Annotated in this window: 15 protein-coding genes; 7 read left to right on the top strand and 8 right to left on the bottom strand. The window is 72.0% G+C overall.

Going from position 1 to position 17,363, the window contains the following annotated elements; genetic code table 11:
• Nucleotides 1-96 precede the first annotated feature (96 nt).
• Together B072_RS49735 and B072_RS0100975 are read left to right on the top strand one after the other, a co-directional pair.
• Nucleotides 97-480 carry a cold-shock protein gene (locus B072_RS49735; RefSeq protein ID WP_018528058.1) on the top strand — a complete coding sequence of 128 codons (384 nt, stop codon included), beginning with the start codon at nt 97-99 and terminating at the stop codon, nt 478-480.
• Nucleotides 481-550: 70 nt separating this feature from the next.
• Complete coding sequence (locus B072_RS0100975; protein ID WP_234018773.1) at nt 551-1,381, top strand: hypothetical protein; 831 nt, start codon at nt 551-553, stop codon at nt 1,379-1,381.
• A 26-nt stretch (nt 1,382-1,407) separates the two neighbouring features.
• Here the strand turns inward: B072_RS0100975 and B072_RS0100980 are convergent, their stop codons facing one another.
• The 5 genes from B072_RS0100980 to B072_RS0101000 form a co-directional block, all read right to left on the bottom strand.
• Nucleotides 1,408-2,160, bottom strand: a complete 753-nt coding sequence (locus B072_RS0100980; protein WP_018528060.1) for an SDR family oxidoreductase — start codon at nt 2,158-2,160, stop codon at nt 1,408-1,410.
• Nucleotides 2,161-2,282: 122 nt separating this feature from the next.
• Complete coding sequence (locus B072_RS0100985; RefSeq protein ID WP_018528061.1) at nt 2,283-3,173, bottom strand: 1,4-dihydroxy-6-naphthoate synthase; 891 nt, start codon at nt 3,171-3,173, stop codon at nt 2,283-2,285.
• The gene (locus B072_RS0100990) at nt 3,170-3,871 is read right to left on the bottom strand and encodes a futalosine hydrolase (RefSeq protein ID WP_018528062.1); all 702 of its coding nucleotides are present in this window, start codon (nt 3,869-3,871) and stop codon (nt 3,170-3,172) included. Before B072_RS0100990 ends, B072_RS0100985 begins: the two co-directional genes overlap by 4 nt.
• Nucleotides 3,841-4,317 (bottom strand): hypothetical protein, encoded by a 477-nt coding sequence (locus B072_RS0100995; RefSeq protein WP_018528063.1) that lies wholly within the window; start codon nt 4,315-4,317, stop codon nt 3,841-3,843. Before B072_RS0100995 ends, B072_RS0100990 begins: the two co-directional genes overlap by 31 nt.
• A 230-nt stretch (nt 4,318-4,547) precedes the next feature.
• Nucleotides 4,548-5,891 (bottom strand): MFS transporter, encoded by a 1,344-nt coding sequence (locus B072_RS0101000; protein WP_018528064.1) that lies wholly within the window; start codon nt 5,889-5,891, stop codon nt 4,548-4,550.
• Nucleotides 5,892-6,311: 420 nt separating this feature from the next.
• Between B072_RS0101000 and B072_RS0101005 the strand changes: the two genes are divergently transcribed.
• The 4 genes from B072_RS0101005 to B072_RS0101020 all read left to right on the top strand — a co-directional run bounded on the left by B072_RS0101005 (nt 6,312) and on the right by B072_RS0101020 (nt 12,425).
• Nucleotides 6,312-7,235 carry a DUF3027 domain-containing protein gene (locus B072_RS0101005; protein ID WP_018528065.1) on the top strand — a complete coding sequence of 308 codons (924 nt, stop codon included), beginning with the start codon at nt 6,312-6,314 and terminating at the stop codon, nt 7,233-7,235.
• A 252-nt stretch (nt 7,236-7,487) separates the two neighbouring features.
• Complete coding sequence (locus tag B072_RS0101010; RefSeq protein WP_018528066.1) at nt 7,488-10,613, top strand: sacsin N-terminal ATP-binding-like domain-containing protein; 3,126 nt, start codon at nt 7,488-7,490, stop codon at nt 10,611-10,613.
• A 206-nt stretch (nt 10,614-10,819) separates the two neighbouring features.
• Complete coding sequence (locus tag B072_RS0101015) at nt 10,820-11,770, top strand: hypothetical protein (protein ID WP_018528067.1); 951 nt, start codon at nt 10,820-10,822, stop codon at nt 11,768-11,770.
• 301 nt (nt 11,771-12,071) lie between these two features.
• A complete protein-coding gene (locus B072_RS0101020; protein ID WP_018528068.1) occupies nt 12,072-12,425 on the top strand; it encodes a hypothetical protein in 354 nt (117 codons plus the stop codon).
• A gap of 7 nt (nt 12,426-12,432) precedes the next feature.
• On the opposite strand, the gene B072_RS0101025 is transcribed toward B072_RS0101020, so the two are convergent.
• Nucleotides 12,433-14,841, bottom strand: coding sequence for an HAD-IC family P-type ATPase (locus B072_RS0101025; RefSeq protein ID WP_018528069.1), 2,409 nt, complete (start codon nt 14,839-14,841; stop codon nt 12,433-12,435).
• A 233-nt stretch (nt 14,842-15,074) separates the two neighbouring features.
• Entirely contained in the window at nt 15,075-15,350 is a 276-nt protein-coding gene (locus B072_RS0101030) for a DUF2530 domain-containing protein (protein ID WP_018528070.1), read from the bottom strand.
• Between the two features lie 237 nt (nt 15,351-15,587).
• Here B072_RS0101030 and B072_RS0101035 point away from each other — a divergent pair, with 237 nt between their 5' ends.
• The gene (locus B072_RS0101035) at nt 15,588-17,036 is read left to right on the top strand and encodes an NCS2 family permease (protein WP_018528071.1); all 1,449 of its coding nucleotides are present in this window, start codon (nt 15,588-15,590) and stop codon (nt 17,034-17,036) included.
• 19 nt (nt 17,037-17,055) lie between these two features.
• Here the strand turns inward: B072_RS0101035 and B072_RS46100 are convergent, their stop codons facing one another.
• Nucleotides 17,056-17,238, bottom strand: coding sequence for a ribbon-helix-helix protein, CopG family (locus B072_RS46100; protein ID WP_078506238.1), 183 nt, complete (start codon nt 17,236-17,238; stop codon nt 17,056-17,058).
• Between the last annotated feature and the right edge of the window lie 125 nt (nt 17,239-17,363).

The raw sequence follows: 17,363 nt of genomic DNA on the forward strand, positions 1-17,363 counted from the left end.
TCCGCGCCCCATAGTGTTGGTCGCGGCGGGTCGGACCACGACCCGCTGCACTGCTATCCAGAGCGTTTTCTTCAGTGACGAGGACGAGGACTCCAGGTGCCTACCGGCAAGGTCAAGTGGTTCAACAGCGAGAAGGGCTTCGGCTTCCTCTCCCGCGACGACGGCGGCGACGTCTTCGTGCACTCCTCCGTACTTCCGGCCGGCGTCGACTCCCTCAAGCCCGGCCAGCGCGTCGAGTTCGGGGTGGTCGCAGGGCAGCGCGGCGACCAGGCGCTCTCGGTCACGATCCTCGACCCGACCCCGTCCGTGGCCGCGGCCCAGCGCCGCAAGCCCGACGAACTGGCGTCGATCGTCCAGGACCTGACGACGCTTCTGGAGAACATCACGCCGATGCTGGAGCGCGGCCGCTACCCCGACAAGGCGGCCGGCGCGAAGATCGCGGGCCTGCTGCGCGCGGTCGCCGACCAGCTGGACGTCTGACGGGCCCCGCCCCATGTGTGTGTCGAGCGCGCCCGCGCACTTCGCCGGTACGGCGTTGTACGTCGGGCGCGTGACGCATCCCCGGCACGGCGTCACACACGTCCTCGGCTACCGCAACACCGTGGAGAACCGCTCCGACGGCCCGAACGCGATGCTGCTGCACCTGCCCGCGCACCGCATGACGCGGGCCGGCTTTCTTTTCACGGCGCACCATCCGGAGCTGATGGACGTCCTGGTCGACGCGGTCCGGCCGAAGGACCTCGCGCTGATGGGCGGCATCGACTGGATGGGCGGCGACGAGACCCGGACCGCCCCCGCCGAGGTCTTCGACCACGACATCTACACGGTCGTGCTCGCCGCCGACGCCCGCGCGATCCCGGCCGCGCTCGCCGAGGTCCCGCGGCACAAGCGCCCCCGGATCGACCCGGACCTCATCGACTTCTACGCGACCCGGTACCCGGACCACGTACTGGCCCTGTGCTGCTTCGACAACGCCGAGGCGGCCCGCGCGGCGCCCCTGTTCCTCCGGTATCGCCCGCACGATCCGGACCTGCTCACCGCGGCCGCCCTCGACTGCCACACCGGCGGCCCGCCGACGCCCGGCGAACCCGTCGTCACCGACCACCTGCTGGTCTTCGGCACCGACGAGGCAGGGCCCGGCTGGGGCGAGGAGGTCGGCTACCCCGGGGGCACGCACGGCGGCGGCCCGCGCCGCTCGCTGCGCGCCTTCCTGCCGGACCGGGTCATGGGCGCCCACTTCCCGCACCAGCCGCTGCCCAACGGCGACTTCGCGCTCGCCCACACCGACCTGCTCGCGGGGCGCCTGGACCGCATCGTCCGCGTCCCGCCGACGTCCTGGGGGCCGCCGGTGCCGGCGGCCCCGCACTGGCGGACGCCGTAACCGGTTCGGCCCGTTCGCCGCATCCGTTACTTCGTCCGCGCGCGCAGCCATTCCTCGATCGTCGGCCCGACGATCCGCGCCGCGGCGGGAGCCAGCTGCGCGCCTTCGGCCAGCGCGGGGACCGCCGCGGGAACGGTCCGCACGGGCCGCGCGTCACCCCGCGCGGCGAGCAGCCGCCGCGTCAGCTCGGGCAGCCGGATCGTCTCGGGCCCCGACAGCTCGACGACCTCCGGCGCGTCCGCGGCCACGGTGAGCGCGGCCACGACGTCGGCGACGGCGTCCGCCGCGACCGGCTGGACCAGCCAGTCCCCGACGGTGACCTCGGTGTCGCCGAGGACCACGGCCGCCGGGTTGGTGGCGAACTCGTGCCACTGCGTGGTCTTCACGATCGTGGTCCGCAGCCCGCTCGCGGCCACCGCCTTCTCCTGCTCGCGCTTGGCGACGTAGTACAGGTTCTGGTCGAAGACCGGGTTCTCGATGTTGCAGATGGAGACCAGGACGAACCGGGGGACACCCAGCTCGCGCGCCGTGTCGAGCAGCAGGCGGGTGGCTCCGGCCACGGTCCCGACGACGTCGGCCGCCGGGTCGGAGGGGAACGCGTTCGCCGCGTCGATCACCGCGTCCGCCCCGGCGAGCGCCTCCTTCAGGCCCTCGCCGGTGTGCAGGTCGACCCCGGCCGAGCGGGAGACCGGCACCACGGTGTGGCCGGCCGCCGTGAGCCGGGCGGCGATCTTCGCGCCGGCCGTTCCGGTGGCTCCCGCGACGGCGATCCTGCTCATGTCCGCACCTTCTTCCGTGACGTCCCGCGTGCTGTTTCCGCTGGGTACGTCATCGAATCTACGGCGGGAAAAGACCCGCCGCATGGTGCATTCGGCGGCCGGAATCGTGGGTCAATTCCCGCTTACGGGAATGTCAGCGCGTCCGGTGCCAGCGCCGGGACCAGGCCCTCGGCGGCGGCCCGGGTGAGCAGCCCGCGGATCGCCGCGTAACCGTCCTCGCCGAGATCGGCGGTGAACTCGTTCACGTACAGGCCGATGTGCTGGTCGGCGACGGACGGGTCCATCTCCTGCGCGTGCGCCATGACGTACGGCCGCGAGACCTCGGGCTCGTCCCAGGCCGCCCGGACCGAGGTGCGCACCGCGTCCGCGTAGCCGCGCAGCTTCTCGGCGCCCAGGTCGCGCCGCGCGATGATCGCGCCGAGCGGGATCGGCAGGCCCGTCGTGGCCTCCCAGTGCTCGCCCATGTCGGCGAGCTTGTGCAGGCCGTAGTTCTGGTAGGTGAAGCGGGCCTCGTGGATGACGAGTCCGGCGTCGATCTTCCCGTCGCGCACGGCGGGCATGATCTCGTGGAACGGCATGACGACGATCTCGCCGACCCCGCCACCGGGGACGGTGTCGGCCGCCCACAGCCGGAACAGCAGGTACGCGGTCGAGGTCTCGCTCGGCACCGCGACGCGCTTGTCGGAGAGGTCCACGCCCGGCTCGCGGGTCAGGACGAGGGGCCCGCAGCCGCGGCCGAGCGCGCCGCCGCACGGCAGCAGCGCGTAGTCGTCGAGGACGTACGGCAGGACCGCGTAACTCACCTTGAGGACGTCGTACGTGTCCTCGCGGCGCTCCGCGATCCCGTTGGTGATGTCGATGTCGGCGAACGTCACGTCGAGCGCGGGGGCGCCGGGGACGCGGCCGTGGGCCCAGGCGTCGAAGACGAAGGTGTCGTTCGGGCAGGGCGAGAAGGCGATGCGGACCGCTGCGTCCTCGGCTGCGTTCTCCGCTGTGTTTTCCGTCGTCGTCATGTACTGCTCCAACTCATCAGGACGGGTGCCGCCTTCCCGAACGCGTCGGTGAGCGCGGCCAGCGCGTCGCCGATGCGCCAGGCGTCGCGGTCGCGGGGCCCGACGGCGTTGGAGACGGCGCGTATCTCGGCCACGGGCACGCCGTGCGCGGCGGCGGCCTCGGCGACGCCGAAGCCCTCCATCGCCTCGGCGACGGCGCCGGGGTGCGACTGGGCGAGCAGCGCGGCACGGTCGGCGGTGCCGGTCACCGTGGAGACGGTGAGCACGGTGCCGACGCCGGCGGAGGTGACCGCGGCGAGGTCTCGTACGAGGGACGCCGGCGGACGGTGGGTGACGGTGCCGAAGCCGAGTTCGGTGACCGGCACGAAGCCCTCGGGGGTCTCGGCGCCGAGGTCGGCCGCGGTGATCGCGTCGGCGATCAGGACCGCGCCGGGCGGTGCGGTGAAGCCGCCGCCGATGCCCGCCGAGACGACGAGCGTGTAGGGGCGGCCTTCGAGCGCGGCGGTGGTCAGCGCGGTGGCGGTGCCGGCCGCGGCGGCCGCGGGGCCGACGCCCACGGCGATCACGTCGATCGCCGGGTCGTCGTCGTGCACGCCGCGTGCCACCGCGTCCCGTTCGGCGGGGACGGCGGTGGCGACGAGGACGCGCGAGGCGGGTCCGGTGTCCGTCAGGAGTCCTTCTCGAGCTTGAACGACCACAGGCCGTACGCCTTGGAGTTGCCGCCCTCCAGGATCGTCACCGTGGTGGACTTCCCGGTGGCGCCGTACTGCTGGTTGAAGAACACGCTGCCCGGGACGGTGCGGTACGTCTTCTTGCTGGCGTCGGTGAGCGGCTGACCGTTCATCAGGATCGTCCAGCCCTTGTCCGCGACCTCGGGGTCGACGCCGAAGCGGACCGTCGCGTCGGGGTCGACCTTGATCGACTTGGCGTCCTTGTCCTTCAGGCAGCCCTGGAGGGAGGAGGCCTTGAGCGACTTGCCGTCGTTGTAGCAGGTGGCCTCGGAGTTCACCGTGCTGCGGTCCACCGTGACGGTGGCCAGCGGGGTCGGCTTGTCGCAGGCGGAGAGGACGAGCAGTCCGGCGCCGACGGCACCGACGGCGGCCAGGGCGCGGCGGTGGCGCGCGGCGAAACGCTGGGAGGTCATGGCGGAAGGCTATCTGGCGGGTCCGCCGCGGCTCAGAGTGGGGCGTGTGTCGGCGTGCCCGGGGTTTTTGGGCGCCTTTGCGTCTGCGCGGCTGTCGTTTCGCCGGCGGCTGCGGCCCGGTGGGGCTTCTCGCGCCCCGCGGCGGAGCCGCTGACCGGCACAGCCCCGCGCCCCTGAGGCATGCGCTCCGCGCAGCCTCCCCTGGGCGAGCAACCGCACTCGGCAGACGCCTAGGCCACCCGGGTCGACCGGGCCGGGCCGCTGTGGCGGGCCGAGGCCAAGAGGCCCCGGACCGTGGACAGCCAGCCCACCGCCACGATCGCGGCCGCGACGGAGAGCCCCAGCGCACCCACCAGCGGCAGCGCGATCCCGATCGCCCCGCCCACCACCCAGGCCACCTGCAGGATCGTCTCCGACCGGGCGAACGCCGACGTCCGCACCGCCTCCGGCACGTCCCGCTGGATCGTCGCGTCCAGCGACAGCTTCGACAGGGCCTGCGCGAACCCGGTGACCGCGGCCAGACACGCCGTCATGATCGCCCCGAAGAACACCGCCGAGGTGATGGCGACCGCGAGCACCACCGCCACCACGGCCACGATGATGACCTCGGGCGCCCGCGCCTTCAGCCACGCCCCGACCGCCGTCCCCAGCGCGTTCCCGGCCCCCGCCGCCACTCCGACGATGCCCAGCGAGACGGCCGCGCTCTGCCCGGTCATCGGATGCTCGCGCAGCAGGAACGCGAGGAAGAAGATCAGGAAGCCGGACAGGCACTTCAGCGAGGCGTTCGCCGCGAGGGCGTGGGTCACGGCGGGCCCGACCGTGCGCAGGCCGGGCCTGCGCTGCCGCTTCCCGGGCCCGTGCACGTGCTCCTCGTCCGCGGCGAGCAGCGCCTTGCTCTCGCCCTTCGAGGAGTCGACCTTGTGCGGCATCGAGAACGACAGGAACATCCCCGACACGTAGAGCACGAAGGCCCCGAACAGCGGCCACCGCGGCCCGACGGACTGCAGCCCCGCCCCGATCGGCGCCGCCACGCCGGTGGCGAGGAGCCCCGCGAGCGTGACCCGTGAGTTGGCCTTCACCAGGGAGAACCCGGTCGGCAGCAGGCGCGGCACGACCGCCGAGCGCACCACGCCGTACGCCTTCGACGCGACGAGCACGCCGAGCGCCGCCGGATACAGCTCCAGGCTGCCGCTGACCACCGCGCCCGAAAGGACCAGCGCGAGCAGCGCCCGCGCCAGCATCGAACCGGCCATCGCGGCCCGCCGCCCGTGCGGCAGCCGGTCGAGCAGCGGCCCGATGACGGGTGCCAGGAGGGTGAAGGGGGCCATGGTGATGGCCAGGTAGAGCGCGACGCGCCCGCGCGCCTCGTCCGTCGGCACGGAGAAGAACACCGTCGACGCGAGGGCGATGGTGATCATGACGTCGCCCGCGCCGTTCACCGCGTGCAGTTCGATCAGCTTGCCGAGGCCCGACTCGCCCGCGCCGTGCGCGTGTGTGGCCTTCCGGATGCCGCGCGCCGTGCCGGTGAACGGCAGGTGCAGGGCACGGCCGACCTTGCGGACGGCTCCGCGCACCGGACCCGAACCGCTGTATTCGTACCGCGTCGCACCCGACGTACGCGTTGAACCCGACGAACCGGGCGAACCCGACGGCGAGCCGGACGACGACCTTGCGGCAGTCACCCAGTCATAGTGCCCCTTGAACGCGCGTACTAGTGCCGATATGGGCATGCGGGTCTGCTTCTGTGGACTCAGGAGGTGGGCGCGGCTCGTACGTCGGTGTGGGCGCAGGGCGTGGAAGGAGGTAGCGTGCGTAGCGCGCCCGCGGCGGTTGTTCTCGGCCGCGCGCCTCTCGGCCATCCCGCAGAATGGATGGCGTAGGTGCGCCCGGAACGTCGGGCGCGGACGTCGACGCGGCCCTCCGGTCCGCTCCGTCCGCGCTCCCGCTCACCCGACGGCGCACTCGTGAGACGGCGTAGGAGAGAAGCGATACCTGTGAGCGCAGCGACAACGCGAAGCCGCACCCCTGACCGCCTGTGCGCCGAGGCGGTCGACATCGCCCGGGCCGCCGCCGAGGAGGCCGCGGCCCCCGGGGTGGTCGGCGAGCATGTCGAGACGGTCGTCGAGGGCGACCGCGTCGTCACGCATCTCTTCGAGTGCAAGGAGTTCGGCTACCGGGGCTGGCGCTGGGCCGTCACGGTCGCCCGCGCCTCGCGCGCCAAGTACGTCACGCTCGACGAGGTCGTGCTGCTGCCGGGGTCCGACGCCCTCCTCGCGCCCGAGTGGGTGCCGTGGAGCGAGCGGCTGCGGCCCGGCGACCTCGGTCCGGGCGATCTCCTGCCCACCGAGTCCGACGATCTGCGTCTGGAGCCCGGTTTCTCCGGCGAGGACACGCCGCCGCCGAACTCACCCGTCTCCGCGGAGATGGCCGAGCTGGTGGAGGCCGAGGACGCGGAGGTCTCCGCCGGGCCGGTGGGCGAGCTGCCGATCGTGCCCACCCGCGGGTCGATCGCGGCCGTCGCGGAGGAGCTGGGCCTGCGCCGGGCCCGGGTCCTGTCCCGGTACGGGCTGCACGTCGCGGCCGACCGCTGGGAGGACACCTACGGCGCCAAGACCCCGATGGCGCAGGCCGCGCCGTCGACCTGTGTCTCGTGCGGGTTCCTGTGCCCGATCGGCGGTTCCCTCGGGCAGGCCTTCGGTGTCTGCGCCAATGAGTTCTCGCCGGCGGACGGGCGGGTCGTCTCCCTGTCGTACGGGTGCGGGGGGCACTCCGAGGCGGCCGTCATGCCGACGCCGCCTCGTCCCGCGCCGCCGGTGATCGACGAGACGGTGGTGGACGTGCTTCCGCTGCGGCCGTCCGCTGACGCGGGGTCTGTCGGGGCCGTGGCCGAGGGCGCGGACGATCTGGGCCACTCGTAGCCCCTTCCCGTCTGCCGGGTTCCCTTGGTGCGCGGCTTCAGGTCGTAGGTGGTTGCTCGCGCAGTTCCCCGCGCCCCTGAAGCGAGCTTCGCTCGCCCAGGGGAGGCTGCGCGCAGCGCATGCCTCAGGGGCGCGGGGAACTGCGCGAGAAGCCCCACCGGGCCCGCACCCGGCAACGCACCCTCGCCTGGCAGGCCATGAGCCGCGATACGGTGCGGGCCGATCGTTTCAGCGGCCCAGAGGGAGACACCCGTGAGCGTCAGCAAGCCGGCACCGGAGGGCATCGACCCGTTCGGCACCGCCAGACTGCGGCGGGGTGTGCTGGACGCCTGGGCGAGCAGTGCCGCCCGGTTCCGTGAGGACGCCAACGCCGAGGAGGACCTCGCCCTCGGCGGCTACCGGGACCGCCTGGTCGTCGAACTCGCCCAGAACGCCGCGGACGCGGCGGCCCGCGCCGGAGCGGAGGGCCGCCTCGCCCTCACCCTGAAGGACGGCGTGCTCGCCGCCGCGAACACCGGCGCCCCGCTGGACGCGACCGGCGTCGAGTCGCTGTCCACGCTGCGCGCCTCCGCCAAGCGCGGCGACACGGAGACCGCCGTGGGCCGCTTCGGCGTCGGCTTCGCCGCCGTGCTCGCGGTGTCCGACGAACCCGCCGTCGTCGGCCGCACCGGCGGCGTCCGCTGGTCGCTCGGCGAGGCCCGGATCGCCGCCGCGGAGACCGCCCGGCACAGCCCCGCCCTCGGTGACGAGCTGCGCCGCCGCGACGGTCATGTGCCGCTGCTGAGGCTCCCGTTCGCGGCCGAGGGGCAGGCCCCGGACGCGTACGACACCGTCGTGATCCTGCCGCTGCGGGACGCCGCCGCCGAGGCGCTCGCGGCCAGGCTGCTCGACGCGGTCGACGACACGCTGCTGCTCGCCCTGCCGGGGCTCGTCGAGGTCACCGTCACCACCGAGTCCGGTACGCGCACGCTGCGCCGCCGCGCCGTGCTGGAGGGGGGCCCGTACACCGTCGTCACGGACGACGCCCGTGAGCCCGCCGAGCTGCGCTGGCGCACCGTCAGCCACCAGGGCGCGCTGAGCGCCGAGCTGCTCGCCGACCGCCCCGTCGAGGAGCGCCTGCGCCCGCACTGGTCCATCACCTGGGCCGTCCCGGTCGACGGCGACGGCGCCCCCGCGGCGCCGCGCAGCGCCCCCGTCCTGCACGCGCCCACCCCGAGCGACGAGGCCCTCGGCGTACCCGCGCTGCTCATCGGCTCGTTCCCGCTGGACACCGCACGCCGGCACGTCGCGCCGGGCCCGCTCGCCGACCACCTGGTGCAGCGCGCCGCCGACGCCTACGCCGAACTGCTCGAAGCCTGGCGGCCGGTGGGCCCCGGCATCCTCGACCTGGTCCCCGGGGCGCTCGGCAAGAGCGAGCTGGACGGAGCGCTGCGCGCCGCGATCCTGGAGCGGCTGCCCCGCACCCCCTTCCTGCCCCCGGCCGTCGCGGGCGGCGAGGACCGGCCCGACGCCCTGAAGCCCCGGGACGCGGAGGTCGTCGAGGGCGCGGGCGCCGACACCGTGCGGGTCCTCGCCGAGGTGCTGCCGAGCCTGCTGCCCGCCGGACTCGAACGCCGCGTCGAACTGCGCACGCTCGGCGTCGCCCGGGTCCCGCTGACCGAGGCGGTCGACCGGCTGGCCGGCCTGGAGAAGGAGCCCGGCTGGTGGCGGAGCCTGTACGAGTCCCTCGCCGGCGTCGACCCGGACCGGCTCAGCGGGCTGCCCGTGCCGCTCGCCGGGGGCCGCACCACCATCGGCCCGCGCCAGGTCCTGCTGCCCACCGCCGGGGCCACCGCGGTCCCCGGCGACGCGCTCGCCCGGCTCGGCCTGAAGGTCGCCCACGCGGACGCCGCCCACCCGCTCCTGGAGAAGCTCGGCGCCCTGCCCGCCACGCCCCGCGCGATCCTCACCACGCCGCAGGTGCGCACGGCCGTCGCCGCCTCGCTCGACGACGAGCCCGCCTGGGACGACGAAAGCTCGCTCGGCGCCGACGAGTTGGCGGACATCGTCCTCACCCTCGCGCGCGACGCCCACCTCGACGCGGGCGACGAACCGTGGCTCGGCGCCCTCGCCCTGCCCGACGAGGACGGCGAACTCGCGCCCGCCGCCGAACTGATCCTCCCCGGCAGCCCGCTCGCCTCCGTCGTCCGCGAGGGTGAACTCCCGTACGTCGACGAGGAGCTGGCCGAGCGCTGGGGCGAGCAGCCGCTCGTCGCCTGCGGGGTGCTCGCCACCTTCGCCCTGGTCCGCGCGACCGACGTGGTCCTCGACCCGGACGAACTCGACCCGCGCGACAGCGACTTCCCCGAGCCCGACGACGCGGGGCTGCTCGACGCCGTCGACGTGTGGTGCGAGGACGTCATCGACCGGCTGCCCGAGACGCCCGTGCCGCCCGTCGCCACCGAGCTCGTCGCCGTACGCGATCTCGACCTGGTCGACGAGGACCGGTGGCCCGAGGCGCTCGCCCTGCTGGCCCGGCCGCCGTTGCGCGACGCGCTCACCCAGCCCGTCCGCGTCCTGCTCCCCGACGGCACGCACGAGCTGGTCCGCCCGTACACCGCCTGGTGGCTGCGCGGGAACCCGGTCCTCGACGGGCGCCGCCCCGCCGGTCTGCGCGCGGCGGGCGGCGACCCGCTGCTCGAAGGGCTCTACGAACCCGCCGACGCCGGCGGCTTCGACGACGAACAGGTCCTGCGCGCCCTCGGCGTCCGCACCTCCGTCGCCGCACTCCTCGACGAGCCGGGCGGCGCCGCCGAACTCCTCGACCGGCTCGCCGACCCGGAGCGGCCCGTCGGAGCGGCCCAACTCCACGCCCTCTACGGCAGGCTGGCCGCCCTCGACCCCGAACAGGTCACGCTGCCCGACGAGGTGCGGGCCGTGCGGGACGGCGAGGTCGTCGTGGTCGACGCCGCCGACGCGCTGGTCGCCGACGCGCCCGACCTGATCCCGCTCGCCGACGGGCGGCCGCTGCTGCCGGTCGCCCCGGCGCGCGCGGCCGAGCTCGCCGAGCTGTTCCAGGTGCGCCGCCTCAGCACCGCCGTCGAGGCCGAGCCGACCGGCGCGGACGCCACCGAGCACCCCGTGCCCGACTCCGTGCGCACGCTCCTCGGGGCGGCGACCCCGGCCTCGTACGTCGAGTACGAGGAGCTGTACGCGGGGGACGTCGAGGTCGACTGGCGGCGCACCGGTGACGGGGTGGTCCATGCCGCGACCCTGGAGGGGGTCGCCGCGGGGCTCGCCTGGGCGGCGGGGCAGTGGCCGCGCCGCTTCGAGGTCGCGGCGCTGCTGGAGGATCCGTCCCGGACGGCGGAGCTGGCCCGGGACCGCTGGTTCGACTGAGGGGCCCGGGGGACCCGCGGAGGCTTTTTGCGGCCCGCGGGTTCCCTTTTGGCAGGGAGAGGCATGTCACACCTCGGCGGTTGATTCCCGTACAACCGGTCGCGCCCTTCACGGGTCTACACCGCGAGTCAACAGACTCCTAGACCACTTGGGACCCGCGTGACGGCAACTGCACCGTGGATCCCCTTCTCCACCATGGAGAACACATGCGCATTCGTGCCACCGCGGCCGCCGTGACGGTTTCCGGCGCCCTGGCTCTCACCGCGTTCGCCGTTCCGGCCGCGCAGGCCGACAGCGGCTGGGACGGCGCGGGCCTCGCCCAGAAGTCCCTGGTCGAGCTCGCCCGCCAGCACGCCCCGAGTGCCGCCCCGAAGGCCACCGCGCGCGCCCTCGCCCCGGACCCGTCCGACGCCTACGCCCTCGACGTGTCGTTCTCCGGCGTCAAGGTCAACAAGGGCAAGCCGATCGTCGTCGGCACGACCAACAAGGTCACCGTCCCGGTCACCTACAACGTCGCCTTCGGCTCCGACCCGGGCATCTTCGCCGCCGACTTCGTCCTCGGCGTCGACCTGTACTGGAACAGCTCCACCGACGGCAACTACCTCGCCACCAACGGCCCGACCTGCACGGTCTACACCTCGACCGCCACCTGCACGGACACGCTCACCGTCACCCCGAAGGACGAGCTGTACAACAGCGACGCGGGCGCCAAGTGGACGGCCGAGGGCGTCGCCATCGCGCCCAACGGCGAGGACCTCAACGGTGACGTGGACGACGTCGACTGGAACAAGGTCGGCATCGCCGTGCAGGACGGCGTCGCCACGAAGGTCGCTCTCCAGCGCTACGCCCGCCTGAGCACCAACGCCTCCCCGGAGCCGATCACGAAGGGCAAGACCCTCACGGTCACCGGCGCCCTGACGCGTGCCAACTGGGACACCAGCAAGTACGCGGGCTACACCGTGCAGAAGGTGACGCTCCAGTACCGCAAGAAGTCCTCCAGCACGTACACCACCCTCAAGACCGTCACCTCGGACTCCAAGGGCAACCTGAAGACCACGGTGAAGGCGTCCGCCGACGGCTACTTCCGCTACAAGTTCGCGGGTACGTCCACGACCCCGGCCGTCACGTCGACCAGTGACTTCGTCGACGTGAAGTAGGCATGTGGTGAAGCAGTACTGACGCTCCGTCAGCCCCTGAGCCCCGGGACCTTGGTCCCGGGGCTCAGGGGCTTCTTGCTCCCGTACAGGCATAAAGCGGCTGTTAACGTCGTCATCACGACCTGAACGCAGCACGGCCGGCCGAGAGGAGGCGATCCGCCATGGACCACAGTCCGAGTTGCCCTTGCCCTTCCCCGCAGCACCGCGTCGCCTCGACCTCCGGCTCGCTCTGAGTCCGTAGCCCCGCGTCGTCGCGCTTTCGCTGCACTTTTCACATGCATGCAGAAAGCAGAGAAGAACCATGACGCTGAACACCCAGAACACCCAGAACACCCAGGCGCTTCGGCACGACGCCGAGGCCATCGCCCTGCTCACCGAGATCCGCGACGAACTGCGCGATTTCAACCGGGACATGGAGCGGCTCAACACGCTCACCGAGGAGCAGGTGACCTCCACGGTCGAGAACCGCAGGCTCACGGCGATGACCCTGATGTTCGTCATCCCGTCGACCTTCGCGGCCATCCCCGGCGCCAACTTCGTCCACCTCGACGAGTACGGCTTCGACAACTTCTACGCCCTGCCGGTCCTGCTCGGCACGGTGCTGCTCACCGCCCTCGCGACCTTCGGCTTCGTGCGCAAGAAGGGCTGGCTCTGAGCCGGAGTCAGACGGGAAAGCGGCGGTCGACCCACTTCCACAGGAACTCCAGGAAGGCCGCCGCCGCCACCGCGACGCCCACCGCCGTCCACGGCATCACGTCGCCGACCAGCTTCAGCGCGAAGAAGTCCTGCAGCCACGGGACGACGAGGACCAGCAGGAAGCCCAGTCCCATCGCCGCCACCAGGCACACCCGCCACCACGTGTAGGGGCGGGCGACGATGGCGAGCACCCACATCGAGATCAGGAACAGTGTGAGCGTCGCCGCGCTGGTCTCCGCGTCGAGTGCGCCCGAGCCCGTGTAGTAGTGCCGGGCCACCATGTACATCACGAACGTCGCGACGCCCGCCACGGCCCCGCCCGGGATCGCGTACCGCATCACGCGCTTCACGAAGTGCGGCTTCGCGCGCTCCTTGTTGGGCGCGAGCGCGAGGAAGAACGCGGGGACGCCGATCGTCAGCGTCGACAGCAGCGTCAAGTGCCGCGGCAGGAACGGGTATTCGACCTGGAAGCAGACCACGAGCAGCGCGAGCAGCACCGAGTAGACGGTCTTCACCAGGAACAGGGTCGCCACGCGCGTGATGTTGCCGATGACGCGGCGTCCCTCGGCGACCACCGAAGGGAGCGTCGCGAACGAGTTGTCGAGCAGCACGATCTGGGCGACCGCCCGGGTGGCCTCCGACCCCGACCCCATCGAGACGCCGATGTCGGCGTCCTTCAGCGCCAGTACGTCGTTCACGCCGTCGCCCGTCATGGCGACCGTGTGGCCGTGCGACTGGAGCGCTCCCACCATCTCCCGCTTCTGCTGCGGGGTGACGCGGCCGAACACCGTGCCCTCGTCCAGCGCGTCCGCCATCGCCGCCTGCTCCGTGGGCAACGTACGGGCGTCGACCGTGTTCTCGGCGCCGGGCAGGTCGAGCTTGGCGGCCACCGCACCGACCGACACCGCGTTGTCGCCCGAGATGACCTTCGCCTTGACGTCCTGCTCGGCGAAGTAGCGCAGGGTGTCGGCGGCGTCGGGGCGCAGCCGCTGTTCGAGGACGACGAGGGCGGCCGGTTCGGCACTGTCCTTCACCGCCGGGTCGGCGAGGTTCCCGGGGGCCTTGGTGACGCGGGCGAGCAGCAGCACCCGCAGGCCCTGCCGGTTCAGCCCGTCGATCTCGGCGAGCGCCGGGTCGCCCTCGGGCAGCAGCACGTCGGGCGCCCCGAGCAGCCAGGCGCTGCTGGTCTTGTCGTCCTCGTTGAAGGTCGCGCCGCTGTACTTGCGGGCCGACGAGAACGGCAGTGACTCGGTGCAGCGCCACTCCTCGCCGTCCGGGTAGGCGTCGATGACGGCCTGCAGCGACGCGTTCGGCCGCGGGTCGGACTCGCCGAGCGCGCCGAGGACCTTCCGTACGTACGTCTCGTCGCCGCCGCCGAGCGTGCGCAGTTCGGCGACGTCCATGCCGCCCTCGGTGAGCGTGCCCGTCTTGTCGAGGCAGACGGTGTCGATCCGGGCCAGGCCCTCGATGGCCGGGAGCTCCTGCACCAGGCACTGTTTCCGGCCGAGCCGGATGACGCCGATCGCGAAGGCGACGGAGGTGAGGAGCACGAGCCCTTCGGGGACCATCGGGACGATGCCGCCCACGGTGCGGGCGACGGAGTCCTTGAAGTTGTTCTCCTTGACCACGAGCTGGCTGACGACCAGACCGATCGCGGTCGGGATCATCATCCACTGCACGTACTTGAGGATCGTGGAGATGCCGCTGCGCAGCTCCGACTGGACGAGCGTGAACCGGCTCGCCTCCTCGGCCAGTTGGGCCGCGTACGCCTCGCGGCCCACCTTCGTCGCGGTGAACGCGCCGCCGCCCGCGACCACGAACGAGCCCGACATCACCGGGTCGCCCGGCTGCTTGACCACCGGGTCGGCCTCACCGGTCAGCAGCGACTCGTCGATCTCCAGGCCGTCGGCCTCGGCGCAGGCGCCGTCCACGACGATCTTGTCGCCGGGGCCGATCTCGATCAGGTCCCCGAGCACGATCTCGGAGGTGGAGACCTGGGCCGCGACCCCGTCGCGCCGCACGGTCGGCTTCGCCTCGCCGATGACGGCGAGCGAGTCGAGGGTCTTCTTCGCCCGCCACTCCTGGATGATGCCGATGCCGGTGTTGGCCAGGATCACGTAGCCGAAGAGGCTGTCCTGGAACGGCGCCACGGCCAGCATGATCAGCCAGAGCACGCCGATGATGGCGTTGAACCGGGTGAAGACGTTGGCGCGGACGATCTCCGACAGGGAGCGGGAGCTGCGCACCGGGACGTCGTTGACCTCGCCCCGCCGCTTGCGCTCGGCGACCTCGGCGCGGGTCAGGCCCGTCGCCCGGGACGGCAGGGGGACGGGGTGCACCGGGTCCAGTTCGGCGCCCGCGTCGATGTGCGTCATGTCTCCGACGGTACGGGTGGATCGGGGGGTTCACCCCTTGAGCGGTGCTTTATCCGACCTGGGGAGGACGTGGGTCGTACCGGGGTCGTACGGGGCCTGGCGGGTGCGGTTCGGTGGGGGCTTCTCGCGCAGTTCCCCACGCCCCTGAAGCGAGCTCCGCTCGCCCAGGGGAGGCTGCGCGCAGCGCATGCCTCAGGGGCGCGGGGAACTGCGCGAGAAGCCCCCACCGAGCGTCACTCGGAGACGGTCGCGCCACCCTCGGACGTGGCCGCGGCCCGCTTCAGCGCGGCGTCACGGCCGCGGACGTACCAGATGCCGATCAGGCCGAGGCCCGCGCCGGCCAGGCAGGTCCAGATCCACCAGGTGCGGTCGTGGTCGGCGTACGAGCCGTAGAACGGCAGCTGTACGAGGAAGAGGACGAACCACAGGATCGTGCCGCCCTGGATGGTGGCTACGACCGGGCCCTCAAGGGGTTCCGGCGCCTCATGCTTCGGTGTCCACTTCGCCATGTGCACAGCTTAACGACACCTCCGAAACCACTCGCGGCCCCCGTATACCAAGGGTCTACGCGCGGAGATAGCGATTTCGGCCTCATATGTTCATACTGAAACGGCCTGAGACTGGCTACTTCTGTTCGTACGAAACACCAACAGAAACGTCGGGGAAACCTGTTGGTGATCACGCGACGACCAGACTTGATCACATCCCTGCCCGCTGAGCACTGCTGAATACCGCTGAGGTCATCCATGTCCACTTCGACCACCGCCCCGGTCGATGTCAACGAAGAGCCCCCGCAGCCCCCGAAGAACGGGCTCGACCGCTACTTCAAGATCTCCGAGCGCGGCTCGACGGTTCCCCGTGAGATCCGCGGTGGCTTCGCCACGTTCTTCGCGATGGCCTACATCATCGTGCTGAACCCGATCATTCTCGGCAGCGCGAAGGACATGTACGGGCACCAGCTCGACAACGGTCAGCTGGTCACCGCGACCGCGCTCACCGCCGCCTTCACCACGCTGCTCATGGGTGTCATCGGCAACGTGCCGATCGCGCTCGCGGCCGGCCTCGGCGTGAACACCGTCGTCGCCCTGCAGCTCGCCCCGCGCATGTCCTGGCCGGACGCGATGGGCATGGTCGTCCTCGCGGGCTTCGTCGTGATGATCCTGGTCGCCACCGGCCTGCGCGAGCGCGTGATGAACGCCGTGCCGCTCAGCCTGCGCAAGGGCATCGCGATCGGTATCGGCCTGTTCATCATGCTGATCGGTCTCGTCGACTCCGGTTTCGTCTCGCGCATCCCGGACGCCGCCCACACCACCGTGCCGCTGCAGCTCGGCGCCGACGGTCACCTGAACGGGTGGCCGGTGCTGATCTTCGTCATCGGCGTGCTGCTGACCCTGGCGCTGCTCGTGCGCAAGGTGCCCGGCGCCATCCTGATCTCGATCGTCGTGATGACGGTCGCCGCGGTGGTCATCGACGCCGTCGCCAAGGTGCCCTCCTGGGGACTGACCACCCCGAAGTGGCCCGGCAACCCCGTCTCCACCCCGGACTTCGGGCTCGTCGGTGACGTCAGCCTGTTCGGCGGCTTCGAGAAGGTCGGGATCCTGACCGGTGTTCTCTTCGTCTTCACCGTGCTGCTGTCGTGCTTCTTCGACGCCATGGGCACGATCATGGGCATCAGCGACGAGGCGCATCTGACCGACGAGAACGGTCAGATGCCCGGCATGAACAAGGTGCTCTTCATCGACGGCATCGCGGTCGCCGCCGGCGGCGCCTCGTCCTCCTCCGCCACCACCTGCTTCGTGGAGTCCACGGCCGGTGTCGGCGAGGGCGCCCGCACCGGTCTCGCCAACGTCGTCACCGGTGGCCTCTTCGCGGTCGCGCTGTTCCTCACGCCGATCGCCACGATGGTCCCGTCCCAGGCGGCCACCCCGGCCCTGCTCGCGGTCGGCTTCCTGATCCTGTCCGGCGGCATCCGTGCCATCGACTGGGACGACTGGACGGTCGCCATCCCGGCCTTCGTCACCATGCTGATGATGCCGTTCACGTACTCGATCACGAACGGCATCGGCATGGGCTTCATCACCTTCACCGTGCTGCGCGTGGTCGCCGGCCGGGCCAAGGAGGTGCCGGCCGCGATGTACGCCGTGTCGGGCGTCTTCGCCTTCTACTACCTGATGCCGGCTCTCGGCCTGACGTGATCCGGTGGTGCGGGGCGGCTCAGGCCGCCCCGTAGAACCTCTCCGTCTCCTCGACCGACGTCTTGAAGCGTTCGTCGAAGTCATCCCGAATGAGCGTCCGGACCACATAGTCCTGGACGCTCATTCCCCTTTTCGCGGCATGCCCCTTGAGCCGGTCGAGCAGCTCACCGTCTATCCGCAGGCTGAGCACTGTCGATCCCATGCGAACAGGGTCGCGGGGCGATGCGTCCGATCGTGTCACTTTCCGGATCCGGCTCACTCGTTTGAGTGACGAGAAGGTGGCCAGAGGGTTCCGTGGTGGGGATCACGGGCAGAGGGGCCGTATCC

The organism is Streptomyces sp. HmicA12 (assembly GCF_000373565.1).
Classification (GTDB): Bacteria; Actinomycetota; Actinomycetes; order Streptomycetales; family Streptomycetaceae; genus Streptomyces.

Bases quoted from the DNA above. Each gene is read 5' to 3' on its own strand.
- B072_RS0101030 (WP_018528070.1), bottom strand. From the start codon at position 15,350: ATGGCGAAGTGGACACCGAAGCATGAGGCGCCGGAACCCCTTGAGGGC.
- B072_RS46100 (WP_078506238.1), bottom strand. From the start codon at position 17,238: ATGGGATCGACAGTGCTCAGCCTGCGGATAGACGGTGAGCTGCTCGAC.
- B072_RS0100985 (WP_018528061.1), bottom strand. From the start codon at position 3,173: ATGACGACGACGGAAAACACAGCGGAGAACGCAGCCGAGGACGCAGCG.
- B072_RS0101020 (WP_018528068.1), top strand. From the start codon at position 12,072: ATGACGCTGAACACCCAGAACACCCAGAACACCCAGGCGCTTCGGCAC.
- B072_RS0101025 (WP_018528069.1), bottom strand. From the start codon at position 14,841: ATGACGCACATCGACGCGGGCGCCGAACTGGACCCGGTGCACCCCGTC.
- B072_RS0101015 (WP_018528067.1), top strand. From the start codon at position 10,820: ATGCGCATTCGTGCCACCGCGGCCGCCGTGACGGTTTCCGGCGCCCTG.
- B072_RS0101035 (WP_018528071.1), top strand. From the start codon at position 15,588: ATGTCCACTTCGACCACCGCCCCGGTCGATGTCAACGAAGAGCCCCCG.
- B072_RS0100995 (WP_018528063.1), bottom strand. From the start codon at position 4,317: ATGACCTCCCAGCGTTTCGCCGCGCGCCACCGCCGCGCCCTGGCCGCC.
- B072_RS0100980 (WP_018528060.1), bottom strand. From the start codon at position 2,160: ATGAGCAGGATCGCCGTCGCGGGAGCCACCGGAACGGCCGGCGCGAAG.